We start from the raw sequence: 24,398 nt of genomic DNA on the forward strand, positions 1-24,398 counted from the left end.
TACATGCATGAGCATGCATTTATAAATATTTTATATAAGATGAACTTAGAAACTCATGTTCACTGGAAGCATTGATCATACTATACTTAGTTTTTTATAAAGAGGAGAGATATCATGAAGGACTTATTCACCCCGTATGAATTGAAGGATTTGAAGCTGAAGAACCGCGTGGTTATGCCTCCAATGTGTCAGTATTCAGTGTCTAACAAAGACGGAATTGCTACGGATTGGCATTATAATCATTACGTAAGCCGCGCTGTTGGCGGAACCGGATTAATTATTATTGAAATGACGGACGTGGAGCCTGATGGCCGGATTACTGATTTTGATCTTGGTATTTGGTCTGATGAGCAAATTCCTGCACTGGCTAGAATCGTTGAAGCTTGTCATTCTTATGGCGCTAAAGTAGGTATTCAAATTGCACACGCCGGACGTAAAGCAGAAGATGCAGCAGTTCCTGTATCCTCCTCTAACGTTCCTTTTGATGCTGACTCCAAAACACCACATGCCTTAACAACTGAAGAAGTGAAAGCTATGGTTGAGAAATTCCGGTTGGGCGTGAAGCGGGCGATACAAGCGGGATTTGATGTTATCGAGCTTCATGGAGCGCATGGTTACCTTATTCATCAGTTCCATTCCCCTCTAACCAATCAAAGAACAGATGAATATGGCAAGGATTTAACACTGTTTGGTACAGAAGTTATTCGCGCAGCAAAAAGTGAAATGCCGGAAGGAATGCCATTGATTATGCGTATCTCCGCTCAAGAATATGTTGAGGGCGGGTACGGTATCAAAGAAAGCTTGGAATTTAGTAAAGCTTACAAAGAAGCAGGCGCAGATATTTTCCATATCAGTGCAGGTGGTGAAGGTCCTATCGCAGCTGCCGGGAAACCAGGGACGCATGCAGCTTATCAGGTTCCTTTGGCCAGAGAAATCAAGTATGGCTTGAATGTTCCGGTTATTGCGGTTGGCAGATTGGATGAGCCTGTACTTGCTAATGCCGTGATTGGGAATGAGGAAGCTGATCTTGTTGCCGTGGGCCGGGGCATGTTGAGAAATCCATACTGGACGCTGGAAGCAGGGGTTGAGCTTCAGAAAGATGCTGGTATTCCCAGACAATATTCTTTCGGGTTTCCAAGAATTAATGGGTAAAGACTAATTTAAATAGTGTGAAGTCTAAACAAAATAATTGTAAAGTGTGGAGGGGCCGGCTTCTTGGAGAAACGGTCTCTCCTTTTTTTAAAAATAAAATAAAGTATAAGTATCGAACCTATACTTTATGTATGGTTGTGGATTGTAGTACTATTATATAGAAGGAAAAAATCATGAAAAGCCATACACCCGGGAGATGAATAATAAAATGGGCGACATTCTTAACAATGAACTTATAACGAGTTGGTTGACGTTAACGCATATACAAATGAATGTGACGAATGAATTGGAAGCTAATCTACAAGCCAAACATGGCTTATCCTTAAAAGAATTTTATTTGCTGTTATTTTTGTCGGAAGCGCCGGAGAAGAAACTGAAATTGCAGAAGCTCGAAGCTATGGTGGGTTTAAGCCAGAGCGCAGTTTCCCGACTGGTTAGTCGGTTTGAGGCCAAAGGCTGTGGCGCTTTAGAAAGAAAAGCGTGTGATGCTGATCGCAGAAGTATCTATACTGCCTTGACTGCCATTGGCGAAGACAAGCTCCTTCGTGCACAAGATACCTTTCAAGAGACCCTGCTTGCAGCTTTTCCGGAAAAAGATGTGAAAGAGCTTTTGGATCAAATGCTTCGCATGAAGCAACAGTCATGAATTCACAATAAAACCTCTGTTTTGGTAAATGGACCGAATCTCCATTTCCCATACAGAGGTTTTTTAGTGTGGGGCGCTATTTACATCCTACCTGTTCATTCCACTGTTGCTGGGAAAGCCGGTAATAATTATAGTCTTCATGTTCAATTGTAATCTCATCAAGAAGCTCGAAACCACATTTTTGAATGACTCTATTAGATGGGATATTGTGTTTCAGAGCAATGGCGTTTAATACATCGGTAGAGCTATTATCAAACAAATACTTAATTAATCCCTTGGCAGCTTGAGTAGTGTAGCCTTTACCGCGATGATCCTTGGATATGGCATACATAATCTCTCTGTTAGGAACGGGCAATTCATCCTTAATTCCTGTACAACACCAACCAATAAACTCACCGGACTCTTTTAAAATAATGCCTAAACGAAGACGAAGCTCTCCGATATCTCCGCCCGCTGAGATCGCTTGAAGAAACTGCTGGTTCTCTTTTATTTCATAGTTTATTAACCAGTCCAACCGTTGTTCTTTAGGAACATTCCAATCTGGCAAGAATTCAATAATTTCAGGCTGTAGAGTAAGCGCATGAAACTCCTCTAAATCCTCCACGCTATACTCCCGCAGAAAAATATCTTTACAATCAATCGTAAATAAATCACTAGAATTGGCCTCTTCATTCACAACCTCGCTCAACTTTCACCACTCCTTTATTAACTAACAGATATTTTACCATGAAACAATTGATTGATTTGGTAATATTCGATTATAAAAAATGTTTTCTTTTATTTCACATAAATATTAATTGGTTAATATATTAATTGACTATAAAATATGTTATTATGTTTCGTATAAACGGCAATGAACTAATATTGTTAGGTTTTTAAGATTTCTACTATAAAGATAACAGGTGATCTTCTATGAAAAATGACAACGGTAACAAATTTATTAATGGTAGTCTAATTGCGCATTATAAGTTTGATAATCCAGAGGATGTTGGTCAAGATTTCTCGGGGAACGGCAATGATGGAACCGCTTCAGGTACGAAGCTGCCGGCTATTAAATCCGTAGCAGGTAGACAAGCTGTTTCGCTTGCTGGGGGAGAACATGGCACATCCTATATTTCATTACCTAACGATCTGCTTAAAGAGGTCAGTGACCATACAGGAATTACGATTTCGACCTGGATGTATGTAAGCAAAGCTTCAAGCTTATGGGAAAGAATTTTTGATTTTGGTAAAGGTGAAACAGGACCTTATCTTTTTGTAACCCGCAATTTACGGGGCACTTGTTTTGCAGGGGAAGACTTAATTGCAGATCCAGGGAAATCCTTTGCGACTGATGAATGGGTACACGTTTCCTTTGCAGTTACAGGCACAAAAGGTGGAACACTAAGCAGTGCAGGTCCTGTGATGTATGTAAATGGTGAAGTAGTTGCGGATGGAATGATCAGCCAAACCTCGAGTGGCACATATGCTAAGCTGCGCAAATGGTTTGCTACTTTTGAAGACCAACTGAATTATAGCAATAATACAATCGGGAAATCCCAGTACGCGGCAGATGTTGATTTTGGCGGCTATATTTCGGACTTCCGTGTATATAAAGCAGGCTTAACTCAAGATGAAGTGATTGAAATTATGTGCGAATCTTTGACGGATGAAGATATCGTTAAGCTTGCAAAAGATAAATACTTAACCTTCCCAAGCTCGATTATTACCAAAGATATCGAATTGCCAGCTTCGCTGATGGGCGGGAAAGTTGACGTATCTTGGGTATCCAGCGATACCAAAGTCATTTCTAATGAAGGCGTTGTGAATAAAGGAGTTCAATCTGCTCAAGGCGTAACACTTACAGCACATTTGAAAAAGGGAGCTAGTACAGCAGAAAAGAGCTTCACTGTGTCTGTGCTTCCGGAAGATTTGCCACCTTACACCTTAACGATTGACGGCAATCAGGAGATTTTGGATGTTAGCCAAATTCTATATGGTTTATTCTATGAGGACATTAACAATGCAGCAGACGGTGGGATCTATGCAGAGCTAGTGCAGAATCGCTCCTTCGAATCTTTTGCTTTTGACAGCTATTCGCATGTATGTGGTGTACATGGTGCTTCCACCGGAAGAAATTATACACCTCTTCACGCATGGTCTGGGGATACAGACCAAATGACTGTCCATAATACAGGCGGATTAAACGATTTCTTCGGCATCGATGATAAAGATATGAATGCGCATTATGTGACGGTAGCGGATGGCGCAACGATTAATAATAGAGGTTTTGCCGATTCCAATCAGCACTGCTCGATGTTTATTCAGGAAGATGCCAAGTACAACTTCACGATTTGGGCGAAGGCAGAAGCAGCGGGCACAATTACCTTGCAATTGCTCGACAAAGACGGTAAAGCCATCAGCGATACTGCAGTTGTTGAAGTAAACGGTGACGGCAGCTGGAAGAAGTATGGTGTCGATTCAAAGCTTGTATTAACAGGATCTGAAACTGTGCTTGGTCAGCTGGCTTTAACCTTTAACGGTGAGATCTCCATTGATATGGTTTCCTTAATTCCTGATGACGTTTGGGGCGCTGGTGAAGAGGAACGTTCTGCTACAGCTCATGCTAACTATAAAGGAAATTCAAACTATAGATTGCGAAAAGACTTAGTGAATGCACTCGTTGATCTTCATCCTACCTTCCTGCGTTTCCCTGGGGGTTGTATTTCTGAAGGTTCTCACATTTGGGAGAACGTGTACGATTGGAAAGAGTCCGTCAACGATATCGAATTGCGCAAAGAGAACTATAACGTATGGGGCTACATGATGACCATGGGTCTTGGATATATGGAGTATTTCCAATTAGCCGAGGATTTGAACGCAACACCACTTCCGGTTATGGCCTGCGGCGTACTCTGTCAAGCTCGTTCGGATTATGCGAATCCAGCTGGCGGTGCGTTAAGAGATTATTATGTGAAGAACTTTACGGATCTGATTGATTTTGCGATTAGCATGGATTTTGACAATAATGAGTGGGCTGCATTGCGTAAAAAGATGGGCCATGAAGCAGCGTTTGATCTGCGTTATTTGGGTGTGGGGAATGAAAACTGGGGTACAGAGTTTTTCGCCAACTTCGAATATTTTAAAACAGTGATTGATGAGTATATGGTGAAGAACTATCCTGATCATGAATTGACTATTCTCTCTACCGTGGGTGCACAGGCAGATGATGATGCTTACCAGCAAGGTTGGAAATTCCTAAGCGGAAATTTACAGGGCTCGGAAAAAATCAGCTTTACGGATGGTACATCGAGCATCGAAGAGACTGTTACCTGGTACGAAAAACAAAAGAACTACATGGATACCATTGCGGATGAGCATTACTACCGTTCCAATGAATATTTGTTAGAGAATGCTGATCGTTACAACTACTATTACAGAGCCTATAAGGAAGACGGCAGCTTGGATGAGGCTGAAACTTCAAAGGTTTTTGTGGGTGAATATGCTTCCACAGATAAAAACACTTTGGCAGGAGCTGTTGCTGAGGCGGCGATTATGTCCAGCTTCGAGAATAACTCTGATGTGATTAGATTGGCGGCAACGGCACCGTTGTTCAACAAGGTTCTGACAGATGGCACCTATAGATGGACACCGGATTGCATCTGGTTCGATGATGAAACCGTATGGTACACACCGAACTATTATGTTCAGCAGTTGTATGCTAAATACCTGGGAACCAAAGTGGTTGGCACCTCATTTTCGACTTATCGCAACGGGGAGAAGGTAGACCTCATTCCTCATGGAGGAATTGAAGTGGCTGCGGGGAAATCATCTGTGATCGTGAAACGGGTGAAAGTGACTTCGAATGTAGATGGCAGTGTATGGTTGGATCAAGATTTCACGCAGCCGCTGGATGAAGCTTGGAAAGTGATTCCTGGCTCTGCCGGATATACGATTGATCCTTCCAAAGGTCTGGTATTGAAAGCGCAGAATGGCGGATTGAATGGATTGTATATCCTTAATGATGCGTGGACTAATTATAAAGTAGAGGTTGTAGCTGAAAAAGCTTCTGGCGAAGATGGCTTCTATGTAGGCGCAGGTCTGACAGAAATCTCACCGGAAAATAAAGATGTTATCGAATATGCAATTGGCTATAATGGCGATGCCACAGGAGTCAAGGTGTACAAGCAAGGGATTGAGGCTTATACTCTCGGCGATTATTCCTCTAGTACCGCTGCTGGTAACCTTAGAGCCAGTTGCTATGAAGAGCTTGCGGATCATACGGAATATACCATCACCGTTAATTATGGCGGAGCAGATGGCAAACATTTGATTTGCTCTTATACAGATGGCAAGGTAACAAGCAAAGTACTGGATTATAAGCTTGAGGCTTATAACAGAGAGGTATACAATTCCGTAACTAAAGATGATAAGCATCTCTATGTGAAGCTTGTAAATGCGGATGGTGTAGAAAAAGCAACGAAGCTTGATCTAAAAGGCTTAAAAGTAGCTGCTACGGGTAAACGGATTACCTTAACCGGAGACGCCTCGCTGGTTCACACACCTAATGTGAACAGAAAAAATGATGAGAAGGTTACACCAGTTGAAACGGAAATCGTAATTGATAAAGACACGGCAATTGTGAAGCTAGCTGCCAATTCCGTGAATGTGATTGTTCTGGATCTGATTTAATAGAAAATATGCTGTTCAACACGCGCCGATCTTTTTGTTCGGCGCGTGTTGTTGTTTAACAAGCCTCTAAATCGGTTGATGATTATATAGAGAGAACTGCCCACTTGCTTGATGAATCTCAGAATCTATCTTACACTGGTGAAAGTACAATCACCGACTGACCCTCCAGCCCGCGATCCTCCCAGATGTTTTATCCACAGCTGCCTTCATTACTCCAGAATACAGTGCATACCCTAGCCCCTAAAAAGGAGAACGATAAAATGATGAAATCATTCAAAACGGACTGGAAAGCAAATCTGAAAAATCCTCAAACGATTATGGCCTTGTTTACTTATCGTTATGGAAATTGGGTGTATTATCGAGTGAAGAATGGCATCGTGCGAAAACCTTTGTGGCTTTTGTATCGGATAATGGATGTGCTTTTTGTCCGTATTCTTGCGAATGGCGAGCTTCACGCTCAAGCTCAAATTGGTGATGCGCTTCATTTACCGCATGGTTTAAATGGGATTATCATTAGTCCTAAAGCGGTGCTTGGAAGCCATGCTACTATTTTTCATCAAGTGACTATTGGCGGGAGAAATAACTTAGGAGAGCCAGTGATTGGAGACAGAGCTTTTATTGGAGTAGGCTCCAAGATTCTTGGACCGGTTGTCATTGGTAACGATGTTAATATCGGGGCCATGTCTGTCGTGGTAAAGGATGTGCCGGATAACGCTTCGGCTGTAGGTATTCCTGCTAAAAATATATTGCGGAGTGAACCGAAACCAGAGAATACAAGATAAAGACGTTAGGTTCTAGTACATAGGGTACGCGTGCGCTTTATTTTAATATCTTACAGGGTATAATTAAAGCATCCAAGTAATCTTGTAATAACCTTCTAGAGATCGGAGTAATGAAATGAAATATAGCAATTTAGAAGAGTGTGTTAATGATTTAGAGAAACACGGACATTTAGTTCGTATTCATGAAGAAGTGGACCCTTATCTAGAGATGGCGGCGATTCACCTAAAGGTTTATGAGGCTGGTGGACCTGCATTATTATTTGAAAATGTAAAAGGCTCGAAGTTTCGGGCCGTATCTAACCTTTTTGGAACGATAGAGCGCAGTAAGTTTATCTTTCGGCGTACTTGGGATTCCACACATAACGTAATTGCCCTTCGCAACGATCCCGTAAAAGCACTCAAAAATCCATTTAAATATGTTGGTACCGGATTATCCGCGAGAAAAGCATTGCCTATTAAAAAGCCAGGGGGTCTGCCAAGCGGTTTTCAGGAAATTAGTATCTCTGATCTTCCGCTAATCACACATTGGCCGGGAGATGGTGGTGCTTTTGTAACCTTGCCGCAGGTGTATTCAGAAGATCCGGACAAGCTGGGCATTATGAACTCCAATCTGGGAATGTACCGTGTGCAGCTGACTGGAAATGAGTATGAATTAAATAAAGAAGTGGGCATTCATTATCAAATTCATCGCGGCATTGGCGTACATCAGGAAAAAGCGAACCGCCAAGGACAACCGCTTAAAGTAAGTTGTTTTATCGGTGGACCACCCGCTCACTCTTTATCGGCGGTTATGCCTTTGCCTGAGGGAATGAGTGAGATGATCGTTGCAGGATTACTTTCAGGACGCCATTTCAGCTATAGCTATGTGGATGGTTATTGTATCAGCAATGATGCGGACTTTGTAATAACAGGTGAAATTCACCCTGGTGAGACGAAGCCGGAGGGGCCTTTTGGCGACCATTTAGGCTATTATAGCTTGGTTCACCCTTTCCCAGTAATGAGAGTACATAAAGTGTACGCCAGAAAAAATGCAATCTTTCCATTTACGGTTGTCGGCCGGCCGCCACAAGAGGATACCGCGTTTGGTGAGTTAATTCACGAGCTGACAGGTGGGGCTATCCGCCAAGAAATTCCGGGCGTCAAAGAAGTTCATGCAGTCGATGCTGCGGGTGTTCATCCCCTGCTGTTCGCCATTGGTAGTGAACGTTATACGCCTTATCAGCAAGTAAAGCAGCCAGCAGAAATTCTGACCATTGCTAACCGGATTTTAGGGACGGGTCAGCTTAGTTTAGCTAAGTTTTTGTTTATTACAGCAGAAGAGAATCAGCCTATCAGCACACATAATATCGAGGATTTCTTGACGTATATCTTAGAGCGGATTAATCTTCATAGAGATATTCATTTCTATACCAATACCACGATTGATACGCTTGATTATTCCGGCACAGGATTAAACAGCGGAAGTAAAGTGATCTTTGCAGCAGTAGGGGATAAGAAAAGAGAGCTATGTACAGAGGTGCCAGGCCTGCTGAAAGAATTACAGGGATTTGAACATGCACGAATGGTGATGCCTGGTCTTGTTGCCCTTCAAGGCGCTAAATTCACAAGCTACGCTGAAGCAGCACTGGAAATGAACAAGCTTAGTGAAGCTATTCAGGAGCAAGGGTCACTTCCTTCTTGCCCAATGATTATTTTGTGTGATGATAGCGAGTTTTTGAGTGAAAAGATCGACAATTTCCTATGGGCGACGTTCACCCGAAGTAATCCATCTCATGATATCTATGGAGTGAACAGTTCTACTGAGTATAAACATTGGTCCTGTGACAACGTGATTATTGATGCTCGGGTAAAACCCCATCAAGCCCCGCCACTGATCCCGGACCCAACCGTTCAAAAGCATATCGAACGATTATTTGCGTCAGGTGGCAGTTTAAGCAGAGTTAAGATATAGAGAAACATTCATCGGCCTTCTTGGGAATCCAAGGAGGCCTATTTGCTGTTTGTGAAATGATTTTGCTCATATGAAATAAAAAATAAATAGGGGTATTATGGGGTGTATGGTATATATTTACTATTAATATTGGGGAAGTGTTGTTCTGATGGAAATTATGGAAACCGAACGTTTATGGATTAGAAGGTTCTCAGCAGAGGATTGGAAAGACCTTCATGAATATTTGTCGCAAGAAAGTGTTGTGAAATATGAGCCCTATTCCGTGTTTAATGCAGATGAATCTCGCACTGAGGCGCTCAGACGGTCATCGGACCGTGCTTTTTGGGCAGTCTGTCTTAAATCTACGACAAAAATGATCGGCAACTTATATTTTCAAGCGAGCGAACCAAAGGTTTTTGGCGTTTGGGAATTTGGATATGTTTTTAACCCTGATTTTCAGGGAAAAGGTTATGCTACAGAGGCTTGTAATCAATTGTTAAACTATGGCTTTGATAATCTGAAAATGAGACGTGTGATTGCGAACTGTGATCCCGAAAATACACACTCATGGAAACTGCTCGAACGATTGAAGCTTCGTCGAGAAGGACATTTTTTGCAGACGGGTTATTTTAAATATGATAGTAATGGAGAGCCAATCTGGCATGATACTTATTCCTATGGATTGCTCAGAAGCGAATGGTTAAGGATGAAGGAATAGCAAAACTGTTGTCGTGATCTCAAAAGCGGGTGTCCCCTCACTGATTCTTCTGTCCTAACTTCTTCCCAAATCGTAGGTTTTTATAACTATAGGCGAAGAAATTGAACGGTTTAGTGTATGATAAAATCTGTTTTTTAAATGTTCAGAGTGACACTTAGGTGGTAGTATCGTGTTGGATATGAGTGAAACTGGAATCAGCTACCATCCAGCTGCCTGAGCAAAGAGGAGGGGATACGCGCACGAAGTGAACTTATATTTGAAGAACGAATGACAACGAAGCTTATTGTAAGCGTTTACTACAACGGGGCTAGATGCGTACTAAGTTCTTTCAATCATAAGAAAGCGGGTGAAGCACGGAAGATGAAGAGGAATAAACTTGGAAATAAAATATTTATGGTGTTATTGTCGTGGATCTTCATTTGTTCATCAATACTTCCATCTACAACATTTGGGGGGCAACAGGCCAGTGCAGCTTCAGGCCCAATAACCTTGCAATATGATTTTGGAACAGCAACAAGTCCTGTTATGAGTGGTTATACAGGCGTGCATGAATCTGAATTATATACGAATGAGCTAGGGTATGGTTTAGATCAGGCGGTTGCTTCGAGGAATCGCTCGGGTGGAGACGATATGACCAACGATTTTGTATTGGGACTGTCCTATTCTTTTTTGGTGGATCTTCCTAATGGGGATTACGATGTGACTGTATACTCAGGAGATTTACTAGCGGGTACAAGTACAACCAAAACTACGATTACTTTGGAAGGTAGCACGGCTGGGTCGATAAGCAGCAAGCAAGCTGTAAATCAAGCTACCTACCGGACGACTGTTCAAGATGGTCAACTGACCGTCGGCATTACGGGTACAGGGGTTGGCGGATATTTAAATGGACTAATTATTCAGCAGATTGTACCAGGTCCATTGAAAGCCCCTGAGGGATTAGTGGTTCATAATATCACTCCCACTGAGGTATCTCTAGGGTGGAGCAGCGTGACAGAAGCAGTCTATTACAATATTTATCGAACGGTTCTTCCTAGTGGAACCCTTCAAGCCATAGGTCAAGCTGCTGCTAACAGCTACGTGGATTCAGATGTAAATGAAGGGAGTGGTTACATTTACAATGTGTCAGCTGTAAATGGAAAGGGTGAGGAGTCTGCTTTGAGCGCATCTGTGACCGTAGACAAAATTCCGGGGGTAGAGGTTCCCGCAGCACCAACCGGTCTTTCAATTGTCAGTGTCGGTGTAAGTTCTGTTCAACTGAATTGGAACAGTGTGGCTGGAGCTAGCCGCTATACGATCTTAAGGTCTGATTCAGCAGATGGAACATTCCATGAGATTGGTCAGTCAGAGAAGACGACATTTACGGATGCCTCAGCGGACACCTCAAAACGGCAATATTATGGGGTGAAGGCAGCCAATGACCAAGGCGAATCAGAGCTATCTAACAAGGTGGAAAGCGCTGTGTATTCGCCTCCTGGAACTTTGCCAGAAGGGGATGTTTATTCCTTTGATTTTGGCCCGGGTGCTGTGGCTGAAGGTTATCTTAAGGTAGATGCAGGGGTATCTTATTCCTCTGAGGTTAAATATGGATTTACAGATATATCGAAAGTAACTGGGGTAGACCGAGGAACCTCAGATCCTTTGCGATCAGATTTTGTGGTCCCTAAGGATGCAACTTTTAATGTAGATTTACCGAATGGCGACTATACAGTTTCACTTATCGCTGGTGACAGCGTCGGAGATACAGAGATTGGCATCAAAGTCGAATCCATTCAAAAAGTTCAACAGACGAGCAAAACAGCAGGCCAGTATTTGGAAATGAGCTTTGACATCGCTTTGGTGGATGGACAAATGAACTTGGTGTTCTCTGGCACTAAGCCAAATATCAATGCACTGGTGATTACTAAGCAGCCAGACCGTCCTGCTAATGAATTGCCAACGGTTTATATTGCGGGTGATTCAACCGTGCAGACTTATGATCCTTATTGGATACCACAGGCAGGCTGGGGACAAATGATTCCTGATTTCTTTAGCGAGGAAGTAACGTTTAAGAATCACGCTATCGGAGGCCGCAGCTCTAAGTCATTTATTGTCGAGGGAAGGCTGGATGAAGTGCTGCGTAAGATCCAACCGGGTGATTATTTCCTGATCCAGTTTGGTCATAATGACGCAACGATTAGCGTTCCAGACCGATATGCTTCTCCAGCCGATTACAAAGTTTATTTAAAAACATATGTCAATGGAGCTAGGCAAAGAGGAGCAACTCCGATTCTGGTGACCCCCATGGGGCGCAGAGATTATAATGCTGCGAGCGAAAAATTCAATGTGAGCTTTCCAGAATATGTGCAGGCTATGAAAGAGGTAGCAAGTGAACTTGATGTTGATTTGGTCGATCTTAGCGCACTCAGTGTAGCTTTTTACAATTCTATCGGTTTTGCAGCTACACGCTCTGTATTCCTTCACCTCGATGCAGGGATATATGGTGCTTTCCCAAATGGCTCGACAGACGATACTCACTTTCAAGAATACGGAGCCATTCAAATGGCCCGTCTGCTGGCCAAAGGAATAGGGGAATTAAATATTCCACTCTCCAGCTTTGTGCAGGACATCAAACAGCCGGAAACGGTGCCTGTGAAGCCTGAAGGTCTTGTAGCTGGGAGTATCAGTAATGCAGGTGCAGTATTGAAATGGAATAAAGTAGAAGGTACAGATATCTATAAAATCTATCGTAAGCTAGCGGCAGAAGCCGAATCTGCTTATACATTAGCGGGAACTTCAACTGTCCCTTCATTGACATTAAGCGGGTTGGTTGAAGGTCAAAGCTACTCGGTAAGAGTGACTGCAGTGAACGGGCTAGGAGAGTCTGAGCCTTCAGATGAAGTGAAGCTGACTACGAAATCCGCTCAGTATCGTTATGATTTTGGACCTGTTGGTTCACCCGTTGCTGCGGGTTATACGGAAGTGAATGTGAATGTCCTGTATACCCCAGAACGTGGATATGGTTTGACCTCGAGTGCAGGGATGATTGATCGGGATCGGGGAAATGCGACGGACGATCTGCGCAGAGATTTTGTGATTTATTTTGGAGGATCGTATGAATTCAAAGTTGATTTACCCAATGGTTATTATTCTGTTAAGACCTATACAGGAGATTGGATTGGATCTGCCAAGACGAATGTAGCCATTGAAGGCAAAGATTACGGAACAGTCTCCTCAGGTAAGGAAAATATTGCTGAGAAGCTGTATAACCAGATTGCTGTCAAAGACGGGCAGATGAATCTTGTCTTTAGTGGCACAACCGCTCATCTCAATGGGCTGGAGATCACACCGTTATTATTAGCCCCAACGAATCTGAAACTGGGTAGCCTGGATTTAAACAGTGAGCCTATCACAGCTAATCTTTCTTGGGATAGTATGGAGAGTGCGCTGAAATACCGTGTATATCGTCAGGCTACGGTTGCGAATAGTGCAGAGCTGCTGGGCGAGACAACAGAGCCGCTCTACACAGATACCACTGCGGATATTGGTATGGAATATATCTATACGGTAACTTCGGTCGACAGCACGGGACTGGAATCCGTAGGCTCCAATGCGCTAAAAGTGTCTATGATTGACCCCTCCGTAGCAAAAGCAGCCGTACCTAGTGGTCTAGCTGTACAATCTACGAACAAAAATGATGTGACCTTTACTTGGAATGAGGTACCGGATGCACGGATGTTCAACATTTATCGTGCGAAATCCGCAGACAGTGAGTTCATCCTGATCGGCAAATCATTCGAAGCTTCGTACACAGACACGACCGTTCTGACTACCATTCCTTACTATTACAAAGTAGCCTCGGTAAATGCAGGCGGCATCTCTGATCTATCCGCTACGTTGGAAACCTCAGCGGTGACAATATTATACCGGAAGATGGAGGCGCTGGATCGTGCGCCTGTAGCGGTTAAGACAGATGAGGGTGTTTATATCAGCTGGCGGATGTTAGGTCTGGATCCGGAAACGATAGGATTCAATCTGTATCGTGGCGATAAGAAACTTAATGATTCGTTGATTACTCAAAACACGAACTATCTCGATCCTAAAGGCACGGAGGATGCCAAATATAGAATCACATCAGTAATCAATGGAGTCGAGAAATCCGCTTCGGAACCATTCAGCGTATGGCAGAAGCAATATCTATCGATCCCTTTGCAAAAGCCAGCAGATGATTACACCAAGGATGGTCAACCGTATACGTATAGTGCGGGAGATGCAAGTGTAGGTGATTTGGACGGTGATGGTGTATATGAAATCATCATGTTGTGGTCACCTTCGAACAGCAAGGATAACTCTCAAGCTGGGTATACTGGACTTGTCTATATGGACGCTTATAAATTAGATGGAACTCGTTTATGGCGGATTAATTTAGGGCCTAATATTCGTGCCGGCGCACACTATTCTCCATTCCTGGTATATGATCTGGATAGTGATGGACGTGCCGAAATTATGATCAAGACGGCAGATGGCACAGTGGACGGTCAAGGAAAAGTCATCGGCAATGCCAGTGCAGACTATCGTAACAGTTCGGGTTATGTGCTGCTGGGCAATGAATATTTAACGGTGTTCGAAGGGGCAACAGGCCGGGCATTGGATACCGTTGATTATGATCCGCCACGTGGAGATGTTGGCGCTTGGGGGGATACCTATGGTAACCGTGTAGACCGCTTTTTGGCAGCTGTAGCTTATTTAGACGGCGAGCAGCCAAGCGTGATTTTTAGCCGCGGTTATTATACTAGAACCGTACTTGCAGCTTACAATTATCGCGAGGGCAAGCTCGAGAAAGTATGGCGTTTCGATTCTAATGATGAAGGATATGGAGACTACGTTGGTCAAGGAAACCACAATCTTTCTGTAGGCGATGTGGACGGCGACGGCAAGGACGAAATAACTTTCGGCGCGATGGCAATCGACGATGACGGATTGCCGCTGTATAATACAAAGCTTGGCCATGGTGATGCAATTCATTTCGGAGACCTTGATCCTACCAGACCCGGGCTGGAAGTCTTTGATGTTCATGAGCATACCGATTCGAAGTATGGGATTGAAATGCGTGATGCAGCTACAGGAGAAATATTATGGGGTGTATTCACGGGGATTGATACTGGACGGGGAATGTCAGCAGATATTGATCCGCGATATGCTGGCGAAGAGGTATGGGCTGCAACGATCACCAATGAGGAGCATATACCTGTTACGGGCCTATACAGTGCGCAAGGGGAACTAATCACTAAAAAACTGCCTTCCTCCACGAATTTTGGTATTTGGTGGGATAGTGATCTTTTACGTGAATTACTGGATGCGAATCGAGTGGATAAGTGGGACTATACCAACCAGACAACGGTTAACTTATTGACGGCTGTAGGTGCTTCTTCAAATAATGGCACCAAGGCGAATCCAAGCTTGCAGGCAGATCTGTTCGGGGATTGGCGTGAAGAAGTGATCTGGCGGGCAACGGACAGTTCTGAACTACGGATCTACACAACAACGGATATGTCAGATTATCGTATTCGCACATTGATGCATGATCCGATCTACCGCCTGGCAGTAGCTTGGCAAAATGTAGGCTATAATCAACCTCCGCACCCTGGATTCTTTCTTGGTGAAGGGATGGAACAACCAGTGGCTCCAAAAATTCAATATGTAGGCTCACCGGGAGAAACTGAAGATACTACACCACCTACGATTTCTGGTTTACCTTCTGCTCAAATGAGTGAAACGGATGTATTGAAGGTGCAGGTCGTAGCGGAAGATCCAGAGTCTGGCATTCGCAGTCTGGATATTACCTTTGATGGTAAACCTGTCGTTTATGGAGATGAGATTCCACTCACAGGGCTTGCGGGAGCGCATACGTTCATCGCAACAGCCATTAATAACGCTGGACTTTCGACGACAGAACAAGTGATTGTGTTCGTAAGTGGACCTCAGAAGGCTACAGGTGTTCCGGGGCAATGGGTTCTATCCAATAATAATGGGCAGGATACAGGACTTTTGGACGGGGATTACCAAATCACAATGAATATGTGGTGGGGCAATAATGGTACGGTCTACAAGCTATATGAGAACGGTGCCTTAATCGACACGCAAACCTTACGTGATGATTCCCCAGCTGCACAGACTGCAGTGACTAATATTACCGGAAAAGAAAACGGAACCTACACCTATACGGCTGAGCTGACCAATTCTTTTGGCACAACGGTGTCTGCTGCTCATGTGGTTATCGTGAAGGATGCTGCACCAGCTAAGCCGGTGTTGTCCAATGACAACTGGGATGGCGATGGAGAGTATAAAGTGACCATGAATTTATGGTGGGGGATGAACGGCAAAGAGTATCGCTTGTATGAGAACGGAATACTGATCGATACTCAGACTTTAACAGCGGGTACCCCAAACGCACAAACGGCTTCTACTTCTATCACTAACCGTTCTCCAGGCGTCTATGAATACCGGGCTGAGCTGTTGAATGATCAAGGGGTAAATGAGAGTGCGATCATGAAAGTTACGGTAAAATAAGTGAATATTTGTTAAAAAAGCGCCTAAGTCGGTAATATCCGGCTAGGCGCTTTTTTAAGATTATCTAAGATTTAAAGGATTCTGCAAGACTAATTCTCCTATCAGCCTCATATGAATCTAAACAACGAATGATAGGGGGGATTGTAAATATGGATTTGACGCATATGATCTCAAAGCTTGTGGTAGTTATACATGTTATAGCATCCATAGTGGGAATTGGACCAGCTTTTGTGCTGCCAATACTGACAAGCTCAGCCAAGACAGGCAGTCAGCTTCGTTTTGTATTTGGTCTTATGAAGAAAATAAACAGATTCCCTAAGACAGGTGGGATCACCCTGATCGTTACAGGTATTTTGTTAATGATCATAGATAAAATGGGCTTGTCGGTGTTGTGGTTAAATCTGTCGTTATTATTTTTTATCGTGATCGAAGTGATTATTATTGGAATGGTTGAGCCCCGATTGAAAAAGCTAACCCAGCTCGTAATGACCAGCGAAGGGGAAGAAATTCCTGATGGTTACACTACCGCTATGAACAAGATCGCTCCGCTAGAAGCGGCGGTTCATGTACTTACTATCGTCATTATTATATTAATGGTAGTAAAGCCGGTATAAGATCATAACGCCTATTCTCAATGATCTCTTCATAATCGCGGATGAGTCCATCAAAAATATTCTCCCAAGAGCGGCCGAGTGCCAGCTGTCGACCTTCATGCCCCATAGCAGCTAGCTTTTGAGGGTGCTCTACATATGCACAAATCTCACGAATAAAAGCATCCGGGCAGCGGGGCTCGACAATCATTCCTGTGCGGCCGGGTGTGACCAGATCCTTCACCCCACCTTCATTTACTGCGAGGACAGGCAGTCCTGAGGCCATAGCCTCTAAGACAACATTACCGAAGGTTTCTGTACTGGAAGGGAAGATGAACAGATCTGCGGAGGCATATAATTGGGCAAGCTCGTCACCATGTTTATAGCCTGTAAACGTGACATTATGCGGCGCCTGTGCCCGCATTTCCGGCAGAAGGGGACCATCTCCAACGACCAGCCAATGAACCTGAGATTGCGTAGATTCGGGCAATTGCTGCATGGCGAGAGCAAGCGTCTGTATATCTTTTTCAGGGGCGATTCTTCCCACATATAGAAGCAGTAACGGTGCGGTAATTCCGTAGCGCTCACGGACCTCATGGCTGCGTTTTTTGGGGGTATACTGCTGGCAGTCGATGCCTCTGGACCATAGCTTCAGGCGATGAAAGCCTTGAGCTTGGAGGGAATCGAGGGTTTCGTAGGATGGTGCAAAGGTGGCATCACAGGAGCGGTGAAACCACTTCATGTATTTCCAATAGAGCGGAGCGATTTTTTTCATCCGGTAATATTCAAGATAGCGGTCAAAATGGGTATGATAGGAGGCGACATGGGGCAGATCATGTTTGCGCGCATAACGAAGGCCGCAGAGACCGATATTGAACGGAGTTGCCATATGAAGCAGATCGGGACGAAAAGCTTTCAGCTCTGATTGGATAGAGGACATATTGGGCAGTGCGAGTCTACATTCAGGGTATAAGAAAAAGGGGATGCTGGTAATGGGACGTATGGGATCGGCATAACTGTCTTCAGGAGCAGATTTTGGTGAGAAAAGCAGATGTTCAATACCGCGCTCTTTCAAATGGGTGGTTAATCGTTGAAGCGTACGTGAAACTCCGTTGGTTTGCGGAAGAAATGTGTCCGTGAATAAAGCAAGACGCATGGAACCCCTCCCAGGTACTCTTGATGCCCTGATCATAACAGGAGATTATTTGATGGAGGTCAAACGGATGTTAAACAGAATATAAAAATCCACTGCACCAGGTAAGATAAAGAGGTGTGCAGTGGATTTATTAGTTTTAATGGGATGAAGCCCTACAAGGATTCGTATATCTGTTGCAAAAAGGTAATGCTTTCTCCTAAATGTGACTCAGGAGTGCTTTCCAGGATTCCTTGAATATGAGGACGTTCATATTTCATATAACGAAGGATCGGCTCAAACTCTAGCCACCCTTGACCTACAGGGACTATTTTTATGGCTCCTTCTTGGACGATAAAGTCTTTTAAATGAATGACAGCAATTCGATTTCCTAGAAGCTTCAAAGCCTCCGTAATAATAGCTTCTTGATGCAAGTAATTTGTAGGCGACATTAGATTTGCGCAATCCAATATGACCTGAAGATTGTTAGAAGGGACTTCATCCAGAAGTCGGCGGGTTAAGGGCGCGGTGTACAGCGGATGATGAAGTCCTGCTTCGATTCCTACCGTCACACCAAAACGTTCGGCCTCCGCCACCATGGCCTTAACTGATGCCACCACCTCTTGGAAGGCTTCTTCTGTAAAATTATCTGTGGTATACCCAAGTCCCACACTTCCGGTTTCCGTACCTACCAGACTAGCGCCGAAATCTCTGGCCAAGCGCAGATGGGTATTAAACGCGGCTAACGCTTGCGCCCGTTTGTGAGGATCGGTGTCTACAATATTTACATAGCAGCCCAGAACCGCAATCTGAATACCTGCCTGTCTAAAGGCATTGCCATAATAGCTGGCTGTTCCAGGGCTTATAGCCGTCAGGCTAGGGGCACTATCAGGAAAAGATTTCTTAAGTGCGAACTGGATATGAGTGAAATGATAGGACTTAATCTTCTCAATTAACTCTTGCAATGGAACTTGTGGGAAATCATGTGCTCGAACACCTAGTTGAAGGGGAATGCTCATATGACCGATCGCTCCTATTAGTATTGTTGTTTGTGAGGTGCTAATTTGTCCCAGTCAAAGGTAACACCAGTGCCCGTTACTTCTGGCGCAACTGCCATCCCATTGTCTTTATTAATCACTAGCGGACGTGTAGTGTATTGATCGATAGGGAAGCTATGCATTTCGAGATAACCTGCATTTGGCATAGCTGCTAACAAACTAACGTGCAATTCCTGCATTCCATGTGTGGAAACGGAAAGGTTATAGGCTTGTGTTAAGTGAGCTACCTTTAACCAGCCCGTAATTCCGCCTATATTGGAAGCATCAGGTTGAGGAAAATCAACATGACCATATTGCAGCATGTGATGGAATTCGGTTAATGTGCGCAAGTTCTCTCCGCCTGCAACGGCCATTCCTGTTTCTTCAGCAATCCGTGCATAGCCGGCATAATCCTCCGGAATCGTTGGTTCTTCTAGGAAGAGAATGTCGTATTTCAAAAATTCACGTGCGGCTTTTATCGCTTTTTCCACACTCCAGCTCATATTGGCATCGACCATAAAGGCTACATCCGGGCCGACCAATTGGCGTACCGCAGCCACTCGTTCCACATCTTCAGCTAATGTTTTTTGGCCTAGTTTAATTTTGACAGCCTGGAGGCCCATATCTAAGTATTTTTGATTGTTGCGCAGGAGCTTTTCTAATGGGAAGTTTAAATCAATCGCTCCACCATAACATTTGACCTCATTGCTTGCGCCACCCAGAAGTTTGTAGAGAGGTTCATCTGCTTTCTTTGCACGTAAATCCCATAACGCAATGTCACATGCCGCAATGGCGAAGCTAGCCAAGCCCCCGCGAGCAACATAATGTATTCCCCAGTTCATCTGCTCCCAGATACTTTCCACACAGCTGGCGTCTTTGCCAACTAAGATATGTGTTAATTCATTAGCAATTAGTGAGCAGATCGCTTTGCCGCCAAATCCGCCAGTATAGGTATAACCTACACCTTCACGACCGTCATCCGTTCTAATTTTGACAATGGGAACTTCAAAATGAGTATGCAAGCCATGTTTAGCATCCTCCATGATTTCTGGCAAAGGGATACGATAGTACTCCGTAATAACTTCTTTAATTAGAGACATCTTGGATCACTCCTTATAAAAGTTGTTGTAAGTTTGATAGAGATGAGGCTGTATTTTGTTTAAGAGCTTGAACCACAAGTTTAGCAATTTCCCGGGCACCTTCATCTGAGAAATGAGTATCATCCGTAACCCCATTTGGGTAATTGGGATGTGTTTTCGCTGGCAAATGCATGAATAACTTCTTGGATTCCTCTTCGCCTAATGAACGATAGAGCGCTTGCGAGGCTGCGAAAATATCAAGTAGCGGAGTGTGCGTTTCTTCAGCCACTTGTCTCATTACCTCGGGATAAGCACCTACAGCAAACGGGTCCAGCTCTCCATCGGCGTTAAAGCGGCGGCGACTTACAGAGGTTAACAGAACCGGAGTCCCCCCTAGCTGCCTAGCAGCATCTATATATTGAATGAGATTATGGCGATATTCGGTTTCAGGATCGGTGTAACGTAATGGATCCTCTTTTTTCTCATCGTTATGTCCAAATTGAATAAACAGGTAGTCGCCGGGTTGGAAGTCTTTTCTGATAGCATCGAGGCGGCCGTCTGTTATGAACGATTTGGTGCTTCGACCATTAATTGCACGATTCTGGATTTGAATAGAAGTCCGAAAATAACTTTGCAGGTATTCTCCCCAGCCGGTCATAGGTTTTTCTCCAGCGCCTTTAATGGCCGCAGTGGAATCGCCTGCAATAAATAGTTGTTGTCTCATAAGGTCTTCTTCTCCTTTAACGTATTGGCGTTCCCTTAACCAATTCTCAGCAAGGGAAAGCCATTGCTGGCAATGAGGGTGTTCTTTTGCAAGCCCTAAACCATGCCGCCCTTCTTCAAAGATATGTAATTCAAAAGGAATTCCCTGATTAGACAGGGCAGAGGCGAACAACAGACTATTCTCCACGGGAACGCTGGCATCGTTCGCTGTTGTCCAGATAAAGGTTGGAGGTGTGAGTGAATCCACCTGGGCTTCTGAGGAAAAGGAGTCAAGCTCCGCTTGTGATGGGTCGTCTCCAAGAAAATGTAGCCGGCTTCCCTTGTGCGAATGGGGCTCTTGGAAAGTGATTACAGGGTAACCTAATAGAAGAAGGTTTGGTTTCTCTGCTCTAGTGGTAGAAAAGATAGAAGCTAAGTGTCCTCCTGCCGAGAATCCAATCATCCCTACTTTGTCTGAGATCAAATTCCAAGCTTTGGGTGCTTCCCTAATCCATTTGAGAGCTTCCTCAACATCATTTAACAAAGAAGAGACGTTGAAATCTCCGACCTGATAATCTAGTACACCTGCATGAATACCTAGACTGTTTAGCCATTGAGCCACAGGTTCTCCTTCATGTTTGGCTAAGTGCTGATAACCTCCACCAGGCAATACCAATATAAAAGGACGGGGGTGATCCGTCTCGAGCGGATAGAGGGTGAGTAGTGAGGTTTCCTGAGAAATCGTATCTTGTTCTACACGGTTAGTATTTAGACGAAAGTTCAACATTGCGTTCAAATTCCTCCCTAAATGGTTATATGCACACGTTAACATATTTTCCGAAAAAAAGAGAGACTCTTTTTTTTTTAGATTCGGCCTTGAACGATTATTTTGTGATTTTTACATAGATTCGTCAAATGTTGGTTTGGATTTAGCGCCTGTATTGTTATCCCGGTACTGTCCAGGGGTCATCCCTTCCTGTTTACGGAAAGATCGAATGAAATTCTGAGAATTGTTGTATCTTAATTTGGCTGCGATATCTTTGATCGGCATATCGGTTTCCTGCAGCCATTTTTTTGCCATTTTAAATCGGTACATCGTTAAATATTCGCTGAAATAGTATTGGGTCTCCTTACGGAAGACACTGCTGATATAGTTGGCGTTGTAATGCAGCCGTGAAGCGCATTCTTCCAAGGTTAGATCCGTATCATATTCATGTTGGATCAGATCAATGATTTTCTCAGAGATGTTTTGGTATTGGGCATTTTGCCTGCTGATAAAAATTTTGATCATCGGGTAAATGACCATGCTCCAGAACCAATCCTCAATCTCAGCCACGGTATGAAGGTCATGTAATTCCTCAAAAATAGAGCCATTAGCATGATAGATCTGATTTAAGCTAATGCCCGATTCCTGCATCATAATGAGCAAGTTATTGAGTAAGCGGGTCAACGGGATTTGATATTCCTGTGGTGAAAGCTCAAGGGCAAAGATAGATTTAAAAAGCAAATGAATCAGTTCCTTGGCTTTATCCGTTTCAGCCAGCTTGATCGCATCCATTAGATCGTTTTCTTTATGCGTAGGGTAGTTCAAGTTCAGATAATGTTTGCCGGAGTTAATGTTCTCATATTGAATAATAACGCCTTTGCCAAGCTTAATGCGATGCTTCAGTGCTTCAAGACCTTCTCTGTAGGCGATGGCTAGTTTATCGAAGGCGTTGAAGGGCAGGCTCAGCCCAATACTCACCTGCACCTTTAGATAATTATTTATTTCTTGCTGCAGCTTCTCCGTTAACGAATACAGTGTCTTATGAAAAGACTGGGTATCGCAGTCTGGACTGCCCAATAATACGACTACCGCATGGTCCATGATCACTGGAGCCAGCCGTTGTTCAGGACAGATTAACTCTTCGATCATATTGTGGGCAGCGAACAATAAGAGGCTGAGATCTTTTTTCTCATAGCTGGAATCCTCGGCATAATCAATAGACAAAGTAATTACTGCCATGGTTTTCCATTCTTCAAGCTGGGTTTGGTAACCGAATTGCCCTAATTCTTCGAGTAAATCACGTTTCTTAACATTGCCGTGGAAGGCATTGATCAGAAAAAACGTACGAACCTGCTGAAAGTGTTGCCGGACTTCTTTTTCCAGCTGTGATTTGGATTGGAACAAAGAATGAACTTGTTCTCCTATAATCTGAAATTCATTGCGATGTCTCGATTTAATATCCGGTTTGCGTTGGCCCATCTGATTAAGCAGTCTTTCGATAGGGGTGTACATACGCCTGGAGCCGATCCAGGCCAGAAGAATGGAGAACAAGAGCATAATGGTACACACGATTATCGTAAACATACCGATTTTATTGGACTCCTTCGTCAAGCTTTCCATGGAAGTAACCGATAGATAAACCCAGCCATTTAACTGAGAACGCATGAAAGTGACGGAGTAATTCTTTTTGTTGATCACAGTCTTGAACTGTCCGGATTGTTTAGAAGGATCAGAGATTAAAGGGACTTCTTTAAATCCGCCTTGCTCTTTAGGTTTTCCGATTAAGCTGGTATCCGGATGGAGCAGGAAGCGGCCAGCTTGATCCAGAACGATAATATCGTCGAGTGGCTGCACATCTGAATTAATGAAATCCTGAAGACTGCAGACCGGAATATTAGCTAGGGCAAGCCCATATTTTTGCAGCTTATTGGTGGGAAGCTTTTTGATAAGACTGATGCTGTAATTACAGCCAGTGACGTTAATGCTCTCCTCGCTATAAAATAAGGACGATGGATTCAAAATCCATGAAGTATCGTCAGCTATATTCATTAGATTAGAGAGTTGCGCGTGGTTTTTGTATTCATTCAGACGGTAGACGCCTGAATTTTTGATCATCCAGTTCTGCTGCTGATTGAGCAGGATGACATCCTCAAGTTTCGTATCGAAGGATTGCATATTGCGGATTTCGTTTCTTAAATCATTATATAAAATGAAATCGGTTTCATTTAAAGGGTTATTTAGTGCTTTTTTTAATACACTAGAGTTGATCACTTGGTTTAATGTTTGATTGACAGTTGTTAACTTATGTTCTACATTTGAGGTGATTTGTAATATAAGTTCCATTTTACTGTTGTTTACGTTCTTTTGGATCTCATTAGATGATGTGAAATAGGAAAAAGAACCGATGAATATCACCGGCAACGTGCTAATTACAAAGGCAAAAATCGTTAATTTACTTAAAAAGCTTAATGGTCTCACGGGACTCAGCACCTTTACTTATGTAGAAGTAGACACTTGTTCTTAGTGTATGAAACCTGGTGGAAAATAACAATAATCATCTCGTTCTGCAATAATCATTAACCCTAATTATGACTACAAAATGGAAAATCTTCAAGCTGTAGGGTGAAAATCCTTACAATACCTT

General features: G+C 43.6%; 14 protein-coding genes. 8 read left to right on the forward strand and 6 right to left on the reverse strand.

From position 1 onward, the window contains the following. Positions 1-114: 114 nt before the first annotated feature. Both NST25_RS09790 and NST25_RS09795 read left to right on the forward strand, forming a co-directional pair. A complete protein-coding gene (locus NST25_RS09790) occupies positions 115-1,152 on the forward strand; it encodes an NADH:flavin oxidoreductase/NADH oxidase (protein ID WP_339190386.1) in 1,038 nt (345 codons plus the stop codon). 208 nt (positions 1,153-1,360) lie between these two features. Further along, on the forward strand, positions 1,361-1,798 hold the full coding sequence (locus NST25_RS09795; protein WP_081386204.1) for a helix-turn-helix domain-containing protein: 438 nt from the start codon (positions 1,361-1,363) through the stop codon (positions 1,796-1,798). Positions 1,799-1,874: 76 nt separating this feature from the next. Here the strand turns inward: NST25_RS09795 and NST25_RS09800 are convergent, their stop codons facing one another. Next, positions 1,875-2,486, reverse strand: a complete 612-nt coding sequence (locus NST25_RS09800; protein WP_339190388.1) for a GNAT family N-acetyltransferase — start codon at positions 2,484-2,486, stop codon at positions 1,875-1,877. A 224-nt stretch (positions 2,487-2,710) separates the two neighbouring features. Between NST25_RS09800 and NST25_RS09805 the strand changes: the two genes are divergently transcribed. From NST25_RS09805 to NST25_RS09830, 6 genes are all read left to right on the forward strand, one after another. Next, positions 2,711-6,469 (forward strand): alpha-L-arabinofuranosidase C-terminal domain-containing protein, encoded by a 3,759-nt coding sequence (locus tag NST25_RS09805; protein WP_339190389.1) that lies wholly within the window; start codon positions 2,711-2,713, stop codon positions 6,467-6,469. A 260-nt stretch (positions 6,470-6,729) separates the two neighbouring features. Then, positions 6,730-7,251 carry a serine acetyltransferase gene (locus tag NST25_RS09810; protein ID WP_036679239.1) on the forward strand — a complete coding sequence of 174 codons (522 nt, stop codon included), beginning with the start codon at positions 6,730-6,732 and terminating at the stop codon, positions 7,249-7,251. A gap of 115 nt (positions 7,252-7,366) precedes the next feature. Further along, on the forward strand, positions 7,367-9,202 hold the full coding sequence (locus tag NST25_RS09815; protein ID WP_339190391.1) for a UbiD family decarboxylase: 1,836 nt from the start codon (positions 7,367-7,369) through the stop codon (positions 9,200-9,202). Positions 9,203-9,350: 148 nt separating this feature from the next. Then, positions 9,351-9,899, forward strand: coding sequence for a GNAT family protein (locus NST25_RS09820; RefSeq protein WP_179086275.1), 549 nt, complete (start codon positions 9,351-9,353; stop codon positions 9,897-9,899). A gap of 360 nt (positions 9,900-10,259) precedes the next feature. Beyond that, positions 10,260-16,448, forward strand: a complete 6,189-nt coding sequence (locus tag NST25_RS09825; protein ID WP_340393883.1) for an SGNH/GDSL hydrolase family protein — start codon at positions 10,260-10,262, stop codon at positions 16,446-16,448. Between the two features lie 149 nt (positions 16,449-16,597). Continuing rightward, the gene (locus NST25_RS09830) at positions 16,598-17,062 is read left to right on the forward strand and encodes a DUF2269 family protein (protein ID WP_232061246.1); all 465 of its coding nucleotides are present in this window, start codon (positions 16,598-16,600) and stop codon (positions 17,060-17,062) included. On the opposite strand, the gene NST25_RS09835 is transcribed toward NST25_RS09830, so the two are convergent. The 5 genes from NST25_RS09835 to NST25_RS09855 all read right to left on the reverse strand — a co-directional run bounded on the left by NST25_RS09835 (position 17,034) and on the right by NST25_RS09855 (position 24,232). Beyond that, on the reverse strand, positions 17,034-18,194 hold the full coding sequence (locus NST25_RS09835) for a glycosyltransferase family 1 protein (protein WP_076304401.1): 1,161 nt from the start codon (positions 18,192-18,194) through the stop codon (positions 17,034-17,036). The two genes, NST25_RS09830 and NST25_RS09835, sit on opposite strands and share 29 nt — an antisense overlap. Positions 18,195-18,346: 152 nt before the next feature. Continuing rightward, positions 18,347-19,189, reverse strand: a complete 843-nt coding sequence (locus NST25_RS09840) for a sugar phosphate isomerase/epimerase (RefSeq protein ID WP_339190394.1) — start codon at positions 19,187-19,189, stop codon at positions 18,347-18,349. Positions 19,190-19,206: 17 nt separating this feature from the next. After that, a complete protein-coding gene (locus NST25_RS09845) occupies positions 19,207-20,307 on the reverse strand; it encodes a mandelate racemase/muconate lactonizing enzyme family protein (protein WP_076124972.1) in 1,101 nt (366 codons plus the stop codon). A 13-nt stretch (positions 20,308-20,320) separates the two neighbouring features. Next, the gene (locus NST25_RS09850; RefSeq protein ID WP_339190396.1) at positions 20,321-21,775 is read right to left on the reverse strand and encodes a GDSL-type esterase/lipase family protein; all 1,455 of its coding nucleotides are present in this window, start codon (positions 21,773-21,775) and stop codon (positions 20,321-20,323) included. Positions 21,776-21,886: 111 nt separating this feature from the next. Then, positions 21,887-24,232 carry an AraC family transcriptional regulator gene (locus NST25_RS09855; RefSeq protein ID WP_339190398.1) on the reverse strand — a complete coding sequence of 782 codons (2,346 nt, stop codon included), beginning with the start codon at positions 24,230-24,232 and terminating at the stop codon, positions 21,887-21,889. Between the last annotated feature and the right edge of the window lie 166 nt (positions 24,233-24,398).

It is taken from the genome of Paenibacillus sp. FSL E2-0190 (assembly GCF_037992965.1).
In the GTDB taxonomy this organism is placed as follows: Bacteria; Bacillota; Bacilli; order Paenibacillales; family Paenibacillaceae; genus Paenibacillus_AQ; species Paenibacillus_AQ odorifer.

Coding starts and splice junctions, on each gene's coding strand:
- NST25_RS09820 (WP_179086275.1), top strand. CDS start 9,351: ATGGAAATTATGGAAACCGAACGTTTATGGATTAGAAGGTTCTCAGCA.
- NST25_RS09840 (WP_339190394.1), bottom strand. CDS start 19,189: ATGAGCATTCCCCTTCAACTAGGTGTTCGAGCACATGATTTCCCACAA.
- NST25_RS09845 (WP_076124972.1), bottom strand. CDS start 20,307: ATGTCTCTAATTAAAGAAGTTATTACGGAGTACTATCGTATCCCTTTG.
- NST25_RS09830 (WP_232061246.1), top strand. CDS start 16,598: ATGGATTTGACGCATATGATCTCAAAGCTTGTGGTAGTTATACATGTT.
- NST25_RS09835 (WP_076304401.1), bottom strand. CDS start 18,194: ATGCGTCTTGCTTTATTCACGGACACATTTCTTCCGCAAACCAACGGA.
- NST25_RS09850 (WP_339190396.1), bottom strand. CDS start 21,775: ATGTTGAACTTTCGTCTAAATACTAACCGTGTAGAACAAGATACGATT.
- NST25_RS09805 (WP_339190389.1), top strand. CDS start 2,711: ATGAAAAATGACAACGGTAACAAATTTATTAATGGTAGTCTAATTGCG.
- NST25_RS09825 (WP_340393883.1), top strand. CDS start 10,260: ATGAAGAGGAATAAACTTGGAAATAAAATATTTATGGTGTTATTGTCG.
- NST25_RS09810 (WP_036679239.1), top strand. CDS start 6,730: ATGATGAAATCATTCAAAACGGACTGGAAAGCAAATCTGAAAAATCCT.
- NST25_RS09815 (WP_339190391.1), top strand. CDS start 7,367: ATGAAATATAGCAATTTAGAAGAGTGTGTTAATGATTTAGAGAAACAC.
- NST25_RS09795 (WP_081386204.1), top strand. CDS start 1,361: ATGGGCGACATTCTTAACAATGAACTTATAACGAGTTGGTTGACGTTA.
- NST25_RS09790 (WP_339190386.1), top strand. CDS start 115: ATGAAGGACTTATTCACCCCGTATGAATTGAAGGATTTGAAGCTGAAG.